General features: G+C 72.1%; 13 protein-coding genes. 5 read left to right on the forward strand and 8 right to left on the reverse strand.

The window, feature by feature from the left end; all coding sequences use genetic code 11:
• Positions 1-4: 4 nt before the first annotated feature.
• Complete coding sequence (locus ACZ52J_RS05340; protein WP_465616021.1) at positions 5-1,093, reverse strand: ScbA/BarX family gamma-butyrolactone biosynthesis protein; 1,089 nt, start codon at positions 1,091-1,093, stop codon at positions 5-7.
• A 348-nt stretch (positions 1,094-1,441) separates the two neighbouring features.
• On the opposite strand from ACZ52J_RS05340, the gene ACZ52J_RS05345 reads away from it, so the two are divergent.
• Positions 1,442-2,068 (forward strand): ScbR family autoregulator-binding transcription factor, encoded by a 627-nt coding sequence (locus ACZ52J_RS05345; protein WP_465616023.1) that lies wholly within the window; start codon positions 1,442-1,444, stop codon positions 2,066-2,068.
• 33 nt (positions 2,069-2,101) lie between these two features.
• On the opposite strand, the gene ACZ52J_RS05350 is transcribed toward ACZ52J_RS05345, so the two are convergent.
• The 4 genes from ACZ52J_RS05350 to ACZ52J_RS05365 form a co-directional block, all read right to left on the reverse strand.
• The gene (locus ACZ52J_RS05350; RefSeq protein WP_360495568.1) at positions 2,102-2,713 is read right to left on the reverse strand and encodes a ScbR family autoregulator-binding transcription factor; all 612 of its coding nucleotides are present in this window, start codon (positions 2,711-2,713) and stop codon (positions 2,102-2,104) included.
• A 235-nt stretch (positions 2,714-2,948) separates the two neighbouring features.
• Positions 2,949-3,158, reverse strand: a complete 210-nt coding sequence (locus tag ACZ52J_RS05355; protein WP_465616025.1) for an acyl-CoA carboxylase subunit epsilon — start codon at positions 3,156-3,158, stop codon at positions 2,949-2,951.
• A gap of 96 nt (positions 3,159-3,254) precedes the next feature.
• The gene (locus ACZ52J_RS05360; RefSeq protein ID WP_465616027.1) at positions 3,255-4,856 is read right to left on the reverse strand and encodes an acyl-CoA carboxylase subunit beta; all 1,602 of its coding nucleotides are present in this window, start codon (positions 4,854-4,856) and stop codon (positions 3,255-3,257) included.
• 451 nt (positions 4,857-5,307) lie between these two features.
• Entirely contained in the window at positions 5,308-5,727 is a 420-nt protein-coding gene (locus ACZ52J_RS05365; protein ID WP_465616029.1) for a PLD nuclease N-terminal domain-containing protein, read from the reverse strand.
• A 93-nt stretch (positions 5,728-5,820) separates the two neighbouring features.
• Here ACZ52J_RS05365 and ACZ52J_RS05370 point away from each other — a divergent pair, with 93 nt between their 5' ends.
• From ACZ52J_RS05370 to ACZ52J_RS05380, 3 genes are read left to right on the forward strand one after another with little or no spacing between them, the layout of a single operon-like run.
• Positions 5,821-7,278: a menaquinone biosynthesis decarboxylase gene (locus tag ACZ52J_RS05370; RefSeq protein WP_360495557.1), complete on the forward strand. Its 1,458-nt coding sequence runs from the start codon at positions 5,821-5,823 to the stop codon at positions 7,276-7,278.
• Positions 7,275-8,171 (forward strand): menaquinone biosynthesis prenyltransferase MqnP, encoded by an 897-nt coding sequence (gene mqnP, locus ACZ52J_RS05375; RefSeq protein ID WP_360495554.1) that lies wholly within the window; start codon positions 7,275-7,277, stop codon positions 8,169-8,171. The genes ACZ52J_RS05370 and mqnP overlap by 4 nt, the downstream gene beginning before the upstream one ends.
• Positions 8,172-8,174: 3 nt before the next feature.
• Positions 8,175-8,720, forward strand: coding sequence for a diadenosine tetraphosphate hydrolase (locus ACZ52J_RS05380; RefSeq protein ID WP_465616032.1), 546 nt, complete (start codon positions 8,175-8,177; stop codon positions 8,718-8,720).
• Between the two features lie 40 nt (positions 8,721-8,760).
• Here the strand turns inward: ACZ52J_RS05380 and ACZ52J_RS05385 are convergent, their stop codons facing one another.
• The gene (locus tag ACZ52J_RS05385) at positions 8,761-9,555 is read right to left on the reverse strand and encodes a Rossmann-fold NAD(P)-binding domain-containing protein (protein ID WP_465616034.1); all 795 of its coding nucleotides are present in this window, start codon (positions 9,553-9,555) and stop codon (positions 8,761-8,763) included.
• Positions 9,556-9,894: 339 nt separating this feature from the next.
• Between ACZ52J_RS05385 and ACZ52J_RS05390 the strand changes: the two genes are divergently transcribed.
• Complete coding sequence (locus tag ACZ52J_RS05390) at positions 9,895-10,347, forward strand: hypothetical protein (protein WP_465616036.1); 453 nt, start codon at positions 9,895-9,897, stop codon at positions 10,345-10,347.
• A gap of 72 nt (positions 10,348-10,419) precedes the next feature.
• Here the strand turns inward: ACZ52J_RS05390 and ACZ52J_RS05395 are convergent, their stop codons facing one another.
• Entirely contained in the window at positions 10,420-11,175 is a 756-nt protein-coding gene (locus ACZ52J_RS05395) for an alpha/beta fold hydrolase (RefSeq protein ID WP_465616037.1), read from the reverse strand.
• Between the two features lie 30 nt (positions 11,176-11,205).
• Entirely contained in the window at positions 11,206-12,432 is a 1,227-nt protein-coding gene (locus tag ACZ52J_RS05400) for an FAD-dependent oxidoreductase (RefSeq protein ID WP_465616039.1), read from the reverse strand.
• Positions 12,433-12,481: the final 49 nt, after the last annotated feature.

The following is a 12,481-nucleotide window of genomic DNA, read 5'->3' on the forward strand; positions in this document are numbered from 1 at the left end:
GGGGTCAACTGGCCAGCGGCAGCCGAGTGCTGCCGCGGCCCGGCGCGGCGGTGCGGCCGTCGAGGGCGTCCCGCCGGGCCGGCACCGTCGGGCCCTCGGCGGGCCCGTCCAGCGGCCCGTCCAGGGGCTCGGTGAGCAGCCGGCACTCGGCCGCCGTCCGCCCGTCCTGGATCAGCTGGACCCGTACGGGCAGTCGGCGGCCGTCCGCCGCCGGCTCGGGGACGGCCCGGACGAAGCAGGGCCGGTCCAGCTCGATGTAGTGGTCGAAGGAGGTCACCAGCTCGACCGGCACCACCGGCTCGGGGTGGCGCAGCCGCTGGGCGGCCTGCCGGGCGGCCTCCAGCACCAGCATCCCGGGCACGTGGTCCAGCTCGTGGTCGAAGAGCACCGGGTGGGTGGCGTCGGCGCGCAGCAGCCAGGTGTCCGGTCGCAGGGTCGGGCTGAGCACCACGTCGGCGGGCTGTGCGCGGCCGACGAGTTCGGGCGCGGTGGGGGCCGGCGGCCGCGGCGGGGCGACGGCGTGCCGTCCGGGGCCGCGCAGCCGGGCGTACGAGGCGGGGGAGAGCACGCGCAGCTGGCCCGAGCCCCGGCCGATCGGCCGGCCGTCCCGGGTGACCTCGGCGTGCACCCGCAGGGAGACCAGTCGGCCGTGCCGCATCCGGACGTCCTCGCAGCCGACGGCGAGCATCAGCGAGGCCGGGGCGGAGGTGACGGCCAGGCCGGGCAGGCCGGGCTCGGCGAGGGCGTAGGAGAGGTCGTCCATGACGAAGTGGTGGCCGCGCGGCACCCCGAACCCGGCGTGGCCGATCAGCAGCCCGGCCTGCCGGACGGTCTCGGCCATCAGCACCGGGTCGTGGTAGCGGTCCCCGGGCAGCCGGTAGAAGCCGTGCAGCCGGGGCCACTGGGCGCCGAGCAGGAAGTCGTACGGGCCGGTGGCCTGCCAGCCGGTGAGGAGGACCTCGGACACCGAGGCGCGGTGCACCAGGTGCCGGGAGACGGTCCGGTCGTGGAAGTCGTAGCCGGAACCGGGGCCGAGGCCGGGTCCGGGGTGGGCGTACGCGCCGTGGGGGTCCGGCTCTACGATCGATGGCATGACTGGCCCCCGCTCCCAGGGTGTCGGTCGAGCGGCCGCCATGGACGCCCGAGCAAAACATACAGACCACCCGGTTTGTGTTCAGCGACTGGGGTGCCCCGGCCGCGCAGCCCGGCCCGCTCACGCTACCCGCCCCGTGGGCTGGGGCAATGCCCTACGGATGACCGCAGACCTTGGGCGGGGGGCCGTCCCCGCTGGACGGCGGGGGCGACGCACGCGCTAGATTAGATACCAACCATGCGGTTTCGGTCGCGGCCGTCCGCATGCGAGCGTCGCTCCCGGCAGGGGGCGCGCCGACAGCAGCCGGGCGGGGAGGGGATCACGCCCGGTCGAGTCCGGAGGGGGCCAGTGGTCAAGCAGGAACGGGCTGGGCGGACCCGGCAGGCCGTGCTGCTCGCCGCCGCGGAGACCTTCGCGCGGGTGGGCTTCGAGGCCGCGAGCCTGGTCGACATCAGCCGCCGCGCCGGGGTCAGCAAGGGCGCCCTCTACTTCCACTTCGTGTCCAAGCAGGCCCTCGCCGACGGGGTGCGCGGCGCCGCCGGGCGGGAGATCGGCTCGGCCGCGCTGCGTGCCCTGCGCGCCGACGGCCCGGCCCTCCAGGGACTGATTGACTTCTCGCACGAGCTGGCCCGGATGCTGCGTGAGGACCTGGTGGTGCGGGCCGGCGTGCGGCTCGGCCGCCAGGGCCCGCGCCGGAACGCCGTCCCGGGCGGCCCGCCCGGCCCCGACGCCACCTGGCGCAGTCTCACCGCGGTCGTCCACCGCCTGCTGGACCGCGCCGCCCAGGCCGGCGAGCTGCGCCCAGGGGTGGACCTGGCGGCCACCGCCGAGCTGCTCACCGCGGTGGCGGCCGGCCAGGTGCTGCTGGCGGGCGAGGAGACCGACCGGCCCCGGCCGGAGGCCGTGCGCCGGGTGTGGACGGCCGCGCTGCCGGCCCTGGTGGCGGCGGAGAACCGGGCCGGCTACCGGCTCTGACCGGCCCGGCCCGGGTCCGATCCGGGCGCGCGGTCAGGAGCGCTCGGCCACGCTCAGCCGGGCGAGCGCGTGCGGCTGGACCAGGCCGGGCAGCAGTAGCGTCCACAGGTCGGCCATCCGCTGGATCAGGTCCTGCCGGTCGGCCAGCACCTGGGAGCTCAGCTGGATCCCGGTGACGGCCCCGGTGATCACCCCGGAGGCCGCGACCAGGTCGATCCCCGGGTGGAGGTCGCCGGCGTCCCTGGCGTGCTCCAGCAGCTCCCGGACCAGGTCCATCCAGCCCTGGTAGGCGGCGATCTGCGGCTGGGTGAAGCTGCCGTGCTCGATGGTCAGCCGGATGCTGCCGCGCACCAGCGGGTCGTCCTGGAGCGCGCGGGCGAAGGCGTACCCGAGGTCGATCAGGTTCTGCACCGAGCTGTCCGAGGACGGCTCCCAGCCGGCGATCCAGGCGCCCTGTCCCTCGATGACGGCGAGCGCCAACTCCTCCTTGGAGCGGAAGTGGAAGTACAGCGCGCCCTTGGTGACGCCGGCGCGGTCCAGGATCTCGGACATCGTGGCGGCGGCGTAGCCGCGCTCGTCGAACACCTCGGCCGCCGCGAGGAGTACCGCCTGGCGGGTCGCCAGCGCGCGGGCCTGCCTGGCCATCGCAGCCTCCCTGGAAAGTTCTGGTACCTCGGCAGCGGCCGATCCTATGGGGCCGACGGGGCGGCGGAGGCATACCGTCCAGTAGGCATCCTACCGAGCCGCCGGTCGGCTGTTCCCGGCCCGAGGCGCACCGGGGCGGACCGGACGGACGCGAAGGGTGCGCCCGCTCCCCGGGAACGGCCGACGGCCGGTCACCCGATGGGGGTGACCGGCCGTCGGCGGAAGCCGCGGGCCGTCAGGCGGCCTGCTGCCAGCTGACCGGCGAGTAGTAGGCCGGACGGCGCTCCAGGCGCTGCCAGTTGGCGATCGGCTCGATCGGCGCGGAGGCGGCGGCCTGCTGCGCGGCGGCGGCGCGCGAGATCAGGACGGCGGTCAGGGCGGCGAGTTCCTCGTCGGTGAGGCTGCCGCGGACGATGCGGACGAGGGGTTCGGCGGAAGCGGTCATGTTCTGGTTTCTCCCCCGGTTGCTGTGGTCTGAGGTGGTGCCCGCTGCGGTGCTCGGTGCCGTGCTCGGTAGGGCTTGCTGCGGTGAACCGCGCTGCTACATCGGCGGGTTGCCGTGCTTGCGGCTGGGCAGGTCGGCGTGCTTCGTGCGGAGCATGGCCAGGGCGGAGGCGATCACCTGGCGGGTTTCGGCCGGGTCGATGACGTCGTCCACGAGGCCGCGCTCGGCCGCGTAGTACGGGTGCATCAGCTCGCTCTTGTATTCCTTGATCTTCTGGGCGCGCATGGCGTCCGGGTCCTCGGCGGCGTTGATCTCGCGCCGGAAGATGACGTTGGCCGCGCCCTCGGCGCCCATGACGGCGATCTCGTTGGTCGGCCAGGCGTAGGACAGGTCGGCGCCGATGGAGCGGGAGTCCATCACGATGTAGGCGCCGCCGTAGGCCTTGCGCAGGATCAGCGAGATGCGCGGCACGGTGGCGTTGCAGTACGCGTACAGCAGCTTGGCGCCGTGGCGGATGATGCCGCCGTGCTCCTGGTCGACGCCGGGCAGGAAGCCGGGGACGTCGAGCAGGGTGACCAGCGGGATGTTGAAGGCGTCGCACATCTGCACGAAGCGGGCGGCCTTCTCGCTGGCGTGGATGTCCAGCACGCCGGCCAGCGACTGCGGCTGGTTGGCGATGATGCCGGTGACGTGGCCGTCGACCCGGGCCAGCACGCACAGCACGTTGGTGGCCCAGCGCTCGTGGACCTCCAGGTACTCGCCGTGGTCGACGATCTCCTCGATCACCTTGCGCATGTCGTACGGGCGGTTGCCGTCGGCGGGCACCAGGTCCAGCAGGCCGTCGTTGCGCCGCTCGACCGGGTCCTCGCTCACCACGGACGGCGGCATCTCGCGGTTGTTCTGCGGCAGCATCGACAGGAGGAAGCGGACCTCCTCGATGCAGGACTGCTCGTCGTCGTAGATGAAGTGGGCCACCCCGGAGACGCCGGCGTGCACGTCCGCGCCGCCGAGGCCGTTCTGGCTGATCTTCTCGCCGGTGACCGCCTGGACCACGTCCGGGCCGGTGATGAACATCTGCGAGGTCTCGCGGACCATGAAGACGAAGTCGGTCAGCGCGGGGGAGTACGCGGCGCCGCCGGCGCACGGGCCGAGCATCACCGAGATCTGCGGGATGACGCCGGAGGCCTTGGTGTTGCGCTGGAAGATGCCGCCGTAGCCGGCCAGCGCGGTGACGCCCTCCTGGATGCGGGCGCCGGCGCCGTCGTTCAGCGAGACCAGCGGCGCGCCGGCCGCGATGGCCATGTCCATGATCTTGTGGATCTTCTGCGCGTGGGCCTCGCCCAGCGCGCCGCCGAAGATCCGGAAGTCGTGCGCGTAGGTGAAGACGGTGCGGCCGTGGACGGTGCCCCAGCCGACGACGACGCCGTCGGTGTGCGGCTTCTTGGCCTCCAGGCCGAAGCCCTGGGCGCGGTGCCGGCGCAGCGGCTCGACCTCGCAGAAGGAGCCCTCGTCCAGCAGCAGCTCGATGCGCTCGCGGGCGGTCAGCTTGCCCTTGGCGTGCTGGGCCTCGGTGGCCTTGTCGCTGGGGCCGCGGCGGACCTTCTCGCGCAGCTCGTGCAGCTCGGCGACCCGACCGCGGGCGTCGGCCGAGACCTCGGGAACCTCGCCGTCGACCGGCGCCTCATGCACAACCGTCATCTCGAACCACTCCAAGGGTGAGGGAACTGTCCGACAGCCAACGTCTGCTGTGCCCCCGGCCGCGAATCACTTTCTTCACTTATGACTGTACGAGGGGCCGTGCGCTGGTTTCGGCGTCGATTCCGTACAAGGTCGGGTTCGTTTAGCTGTCAGGCTTGCACAGAAGCGGGCGGGTCGGAGCCGGAGCGCTGGGTGTTCGTTCGAATACCGGGGGTTGTCGGGCAGATGATGGTCCGATGATCTGAGCATGAACAAAAGCGCAGGTCAGGGCCGTCCCTCAGTAATGTAGGTCGGTCATCTGGGGTGCCGCTCAAGGTCCACTCAAGCCGGGCGCCCGGATCGAGGCCATCCGCGTGAGACGGCGTTCAGTCGTAGGGAAGCGCCAAAAAGGCCACGGCCCACCCGAGGTCGCCCGGGTGGGCCGTTGGAGGGATCGTGAGAACCCCCGTGATCAGCTCTTTCGGCCGTCCTCCGGCTCGTCCCGGTCGCGCAGCTCCCGCTCCCGGCGGCGCAGATCGGCCTCCCATTCCTTGAGCATGGACTCGTGGTCCTTGTCGCTCTTCTTCAACGAGGCGAGGAACTCCGGGTCGTCGTCCGGCGCGAGCGGACGCCCGCCACGCGCGGCGGGCCGCCCCGGGCCGTCGGCGGCCGGGTACCCCGGGTAGCCGTCGGCGGTCGCGGCCCGCAGGAAGCGCTGCTTGCCGGCGATCAGCCAGGCGATCGGGCCGAGCGGCGGGAAGAGCAGCACGATCAGCACCCAGACCACCTTCGGCAGATGCCTCACCTCGTCCTCGGGCGTCGTCAGACAGTCGACGAACGCCCACACCCAGAGCGCGAGCGGAAGGACGATGGTCAGCAGAATCCGCAACATGGCTGCGAGCTCCCCCCAGCGGGCGGCATTGGCGGGCGCCTTCCCGGGGCCCTTGACGCAAGCCAGGCTATCTGGTGGCGGATACTGACAGGCATGGCATACGACGATCTCCGCTCGTTTCTCCGGGCCCTCGACCGCGAAGGCGACCTCAAGCGCATCAAGGCGGAGGTGGATCCCCACCTGGAGATCGGCGAGATCGTCGACCGCGTGCAGAAGGCCAAGGGCCCCGCGCTGCTCTTCGAGAACGTCAAGGGCTCGTCGATGCCGCTCGCGATGAACGTCTTCGGCACCGAGCAGCGCCTGGCCAAGGCGCTCGGCCTCAAGGGCCCCGACGACATCTCCGAGAAGATCGCCGGCCTGCTCAAGCCCGAACTGCCGCAAGGCTTCACCGGCTTCCGTGACGCCTTCGGCAAGCTCGCCTCCATGGCGCACGTCCCGCCCCGGAACGTGAAGTCCGGCGACGCCCCGGTGCAGGAAGTCGTCCTCACCGGCGACGACGTCAACCTGGACGAGCTGCCCGCCCTCTTCACCTGGCCGCTGGACGGCGGCTCCTTCTTCAACCTGGGCCTCACCCACACCAAGGACCCGGACAGCGGCATCCGCAACCTGGGCCTCTACCGGCTCCAGCGGCACGACCGCCGCACCATCGGCATGCACTGGCAGATCCACAAGGACAGCCGCAACCACTACGCGGTGGCCGCCCGTCGTGGGGAGCGCCTCCCGGTCGCGATCGCCTTCGGCTGCCCGCCGGCCGTCACCTACGCCGCCACCGCGCCACTGCCGGGCGACATCGACGAGTACCTCTTCGCCGGCTTCATCGCGGGCGAGCGGGTCCGGATGGTCGACTGCAAGACCGTCCCGTTGCAGGTGCCCGCCGACGCCGAGGTCGTGCTGGAAGGCTGGCTGGAGCCCGGCGAGATGCTGCCCGAGGGCCCGTTCGGCGACCACACCGGCTTCTACACCCCGCAGGAGCCGTTCCCGGCGCTCACGATCGACTGCGTGACGATGCGCCGCCGCCCGATCCTGCAGTCCATCGTGGTCGGCCGCCCCCCGACGGAGGACGGCCCGCTGGGCAAGTTCACCGAACGGTTCTTCCTGCCGCTGCTGAAGATCATCATCCCGGACATCGTCGACTACGACCTGCCCGAGGCCGGCGGCTTCCACAACTGCGTGATCGTCTCGATCGACAAGAAGTACCCCAAGCACGCCCAGAAGACGATGCACGCGATCTGGGGCGCCCACATGATGTCGCTGACCAAGCTGATCATCGTGGTGGACGCCGACTGCGACGTGCACGACTACCAGGAAGTCGCCTGGCGGGCCTTCGGCAACGTCGACTACAGCCGGGACCTCACCGTCGTCGAAGGCCCGGTCGACCACCTCGACCACGCCTCCTACCAGCAGTTCTGGGGCGGCAAGGCCGGCATCGACGCGACCCGCAAACTGCCCGAAGAGGGCTACACCCGCGACGGCGGCTGGCCGGAGATGGTCTCCTCGGACCCGGCCACCGCCGCGCTGGTCTCGCGTCGCTGGAAGGAGTACGGGCTGTGAGCACGGCCGCTGTCGAAACCCCGGGGCGTACGAAGGCGTTCCTGCGGTTGGTGATGATCGAGCACTCGGTCTTCGCCCTGCCCTTCGCGTACATCGCCGCACTGACGGCCATGTTCCTCGCCGACAAGCGGGTGCACTGGGGGCAGCTGTTCGTCGTCACCGTGTGCATGGTCGGGCTGCGGACCTTCGCCATGGCCGCCAACCGGATCATCGACCGCGAGATCGACGCCCGCAACCCGCGCACCGCCTCGCGCGAACTCGTCACCGGCGCGGTGTCGTTGAAGACCGCGTACGCCGGGTCCGCCGTCGCGCTGGTGGTCTTCCTCGGCGCGGCCGCCATGCTCAACCCGCTCTGCCTGGCCCTCGCCCCGGTCGCCGTCGTGCCGATGGTCGTCTACCCGTACGGCAAGCGGTTCACCGACTTCCCCCAGGCGATCCTCGGCCTCGCCCAGGCCATGGGGCCGGTCGGCGCCTGGCTCGCGGTGACGGGCACGTGGTCCTGGGAGGCCGTCGTCCTCGGCGTGGCCGTCGGCATCTGGATCGGCGGCTTCGACCTCATCTACGCCTGCCAGGACGTCGAATCCGACCGGCAGGGAGACGTGCGGTCCGTACCGGCCCGCTTCGGCATCCCGGCGGCGATCCGGGGCGCGCGCGTGTGCCACGTCCTGACAACGCTCCTGTTGGGCTGGTTCGCGCTGTTGACGGACGCCGGAGTGGCGTTCTGGGTCGGCCTCGTGGTCGTCGCGGGCGCCTTCCTGTACGAGCACACCATCGTCAAGCCGAACGACCTGTCGAAGCTCAACCGGGCGTTCTTCCAGACCAACGGGTTCGTGGGCATCTCGCTGTTCGTCTTCGCCCTGCTGGACCTGATCATTCGCGGCCTCGGAATCTGATCCTTGCTTCGAGATAGTGCGCAAGGCGTCGAGCTACGGGCGTCCGACTGGCGCGCCGACCGTATCGGCAGTGCGCTCCAGGGCGAGAACCCCACCGTGCTGCGGCGCTTGGACGCCGGCTTCGCCGTCATCGGAGACGTCCAGTTCCTGCCCGGCTACTCGGTCCTGCTGACCGATACGCCGGGCGCGGAACGTCTCAGCGACCTGCCCCGCCCGCGCCGCCTCGCGTACCTCGCCGACCTCGACCGCCTCGGCGAGGCCGTCGAACGGGCGTGCCGCGCCGCCGATCCGGCCTTCCGCCGGGTCAACCTCGAAATCCTGGGCAACAAGGACCCGTTCCTGCACGCCCACATCTGGCCCCGCTACGACTGGGAGCCCGCCCACCTCGTCCAGCGCCCGGTGTGGCTCTACCCGCCCACGCACTGGCAGGACCCGCAGCACGCCCTCGGCCCCACACACGACGCGCTCCGCACCGCCGTCACCGCCGAACTCGACGTACCGGTCGAGGATGAGTGCGGCTCCCCCCAGCCCGGATGGTCTTCACCGTGACGCCGGCGAAGGCTGCGGCCTGCGTGACGTCCCGCCGCGTTCAGCGGAACAGGGCGGCGTGGTCCGTTGCCCAGGTGTGGAAGCTGCGGGCCGGGTGGCCGGTGAGGTCCTGGACGGTTGTCGTCACCGGCTCGGGGGCGGTGATGCGGGCGTGGATGAAGTCCAGTGCGCCGTCGGCGATGGCCGGGGGCCGGCCGGTGCAGAGCATGCGGTGGCGGGCGGCTTCGCGGGGGATCTCCTGCCAGCGCGCCGGGCGGCCTGCGGCCTTGCCGATGATGCTCACCTGTTCCGCCTGCGTGGGCGAGTCGGGGCCGGTGAGGACGTACCGGGCGCCGTCGTGGCCGTCCTCGACCAGGGCCCGGACGGCGACGGCCGCGATGTCCCGCTCGTCCACGGGGTTCAGCCCGGCCGTACCGCCGTAGCCCCGCACCGCGCCGTCGGCCCTGATCTCCTCCGACCACTGCAGCGCGGTGGCGAAGCCGTGCGCCCGCAGCACGGTGTGCCGTACCCCGCTCCCGGCGAGCAGCGTCTCGATCGTGCCGTCCGGTCGGCCGGGGACGGCCGATGACAGGAACACCACTCGCCCGACCTCCCGGGCGAGCACCCCGACGGCCTCCGCCGCCCCCTCCGGGGTCGGGAACGGCCACCCCAGCAGGACCGCGCCGACGCCCTGCGCTGCCGCCTCCAGGGACATCGGGCCGAGCAGGGCCCGCTGTGTCAGGGTCCGCGCCCGCACCCCGGCGGCCACGAGCTGCAGCCCGACGTGCCGTCCGACCGTCCCGGAGGCGCCGACCACCAGCACGGGCGACGTGTCGTCAACTCGCTTATCTGTCATGTATCGAACGTAAGCGAGGAACATGAGACACCCCATGCGTACGGGTCCAGAGTCCATGCGCCATCGTCTACCCGGCGCGCGCCCAAATCCCGTGCGCCCCCTGGCGCTTCGAGCGCTGACTATTCGTCAATCCGGTTAACACGGGGCGCGATCGACGTGTTACGTTCCGTGGCGTACGCGGAAAGAGTTGACCCCGGCGGTGCTGGAACACCCCGGGGCCCGGCACCAGGAGCCAACACTCCCCATGCACATTCATCGTAGCGTCCGGACGCGCAGCTTCACCGTTCTTCCGAACGAGATCGTCACCCGGAAGAAGTACCCACCCTCCCCGCAGAGGAGTTGACGCCACCGCCCGACCTGCAGGTCCAGGAGGCGGTCGCCGCGCTCTACCGGGTCATCCGCCGAGAGCCCCGCCTGCGCCTCGGCGAGCGCGAGGCCCTCGCCCTCGCACCCCTCGTCGCCGAGTGGCTGGCGCGCGGCGCCACCGAGGCCGACCTCACCCAGGCCCTCGTCCCCGGCCTCCCGCAGCCCGTGCACTCCCCGGTCGGCATCCTCCGCAATCGCCTGAAGCGCAAACTGCCCCCACCGGGCCGTCCGGCTGTCGCCCCGCCCCCGCGCACCGAATGCCGCGAGTGCCGCGCCCCCGTGCCCAGCCCGGGCATCTGCCGCCCCTGCGCCGGCCTCGTCCCCCGGCGACCCGTCCCCGACCCGGCCACCGCCCGCACCGGTGCCGCCATCGCCCGCACCGCCCTCCTCGCCGCCCGCAGACTCACCCTGCGCCCCGCCTGCTGATCCCGATCCGTTGCGCCACTCCAGGCGCAGGAAGTCGGCCCCGCCGACTTCCTGCGCTGCGCAGCCGGGGCCTCAGTTGTGCAGGAAGCCCTCCAGGGAGGCGGCCAGGGCCACCGGTGCCTCGTACATCGGGTAGTGGCCGGTGCCGCCGAGCTCCTCCAACTCGGCGTTGGGGTAGTGGCTGAGCCAGGTGCCGCGCATGACGTCGGCGGTGAGGGCGAGGTCGTGTTCGCCGACGATCACCTTGACCGGGACGGGGTGGCCGCTGATCCGGTGCTCGAGGTCGGCGGTGGTCCAGTCGCGGGCGTAGCCGCCGAAGGCCTCGGGCGTGGACAGGTGCAGGGACTGGTCGACCATGCGGTCGAGCCAGACCCGGCCGGCTCGTCGCCCGGTGACGAGGTCGAGGATCGTGAGCCGCTTCTCCCGGTCCTCGGCGGCGCCGTAGAACAGCGCCTCGCCGGCCTCGTCCAGCGGGTAGGCCCCCGCGGGCACCGGAGCCAGGCCGACCAGTTTGCGGACCCGCAGCGGGGCTTCGGCGAGCACCTGCTGGGCGGCCTTGCCGCCCATCGAGTGGCCGACCACCGAGAAGCGGTCCCAGCCGAGCTGGTCGGCGAGGGCGAGCGCGTCGGCGGCGATCTCGGCGAGCGTGTAGTCGCCGGGGACGTCCTTGCGTTCGCCGTAGCCCCGGTAGTCGAGGAAGGCGTAGCTGAAGGCGCCGCCGTCGAGGTAGTCGAGGAACGGGCCCCAGCCCACGCTGGTGCCGAACCAGTCGTGCAGGACCAGGACGTGGTGGTCGCCGGTGCCGGTCGAGCGGTGAGGGATCGTCATGCCATCGGTCATTCCCGGCGGCCCGCCGGCTCACGCCGCCGGTCGTCGGGCGAAGGCCGGGGCGTGCTCGGGCAGCGGGCCGAAGGCGACCATGCGGGACAGCAGCAGCGGGAAGCCGGGGACGTAGCGGGCGAGCAGCACCAGCTGGGTGGGCGGGCCGACCCGGCGGCCGGTGAGGACGGGCTCGAACATCACGCGGTGCAGGACCCGCTGCAGGCGCTGCATGATCACGGTCGGCCGCCACCGGCGGCGCTGCACCCGGGCCAGGGCCGCGACGGTGGGGCGGCCGCGCCGCAGCGGTTCGGCGAGCAGGGTGGCGGCCGCGACGGCGTCCTGGATGGCCAGGTTGATGCCGACCCCGCCGGCCGGGGACATCGCGTGGGCGGCGTCGCCGATCAGCAGCAGTCCGTCGGCGTACCAGCGGTCCAGCCGGTTGAGTTTGACGTCGAGCAGGTGGACGTCGTCCAGGCTCGTCAACTGGTCGACCCGGTCGGCGTATTGGGGGAGCAACCGGGCGATCCGCTCGCGGAAGCGCTCGATGCCCTCGGCGCGCAGCTGGGGGTCGGTGCCCTTGGCCCTGAAGTAGGCGATCTGGAAGTAGTCGTCGCGGGTGAGGCTCAGCGCCATGTCGCCGTGCCCGAAGCCGGGGGCGAGGTTGGGCGGCGCGGCCTGCTCGTCGGCGTGCCGGGGGAGGCGGAACCACCAGGTGTCGAAGGGCACCGGGTACTCCTCGGGCTGCAGTCCGGCTTCCTGGCGCAGGGTGGAGTGCCGTCCGTCGGCGGCGACGGTGAGCGCGGCGCGCAGTTCGCCCTCCTCGCCGTCCCGGGTGCGGTACCGCACGCCGACCACCCGGCCGCCCTCCCGGAGCAGGCCGGTCGCCTCGGTGTTCATCCGCACCGTGAAGGTGGGTTCCCGCTGCGCCGCCGCGACGAGGAAGTCGAGCAGGTCCCACTGCGGGATCATCGCGATGTAGTCGTACGGCGCGCGCAGCCGCTCGAAGGCGCTCAGGGCGACCGGGCCGACTCCGGGCACGGGCACCACCATGTTGCCGAGCCGGCTCTGCGGCAGTGCGGCGAACTCCCGGCCCAGGCCGAGTTCGTCCATCAGTCGCACGGTGGAGGCGTGGACGGTGTCGCCGCGGAAGTCGCGCAGGAAGTCCCCGTGCTTCTCCAGCACCGTCACCTCGATTCCTGCGCGGGCCAGCATCAGGCCCATCATCATTCCGGCCGGACCGCCCCCGGAGATCACGACGCTCATGGCCGTCTCCCTTCAGTGTTCGACAGATCACTGTCCGTGTGGAACTTGC

Source organism: Kitasatospora sp. NPDC034035, assembly GCF_055575755.1.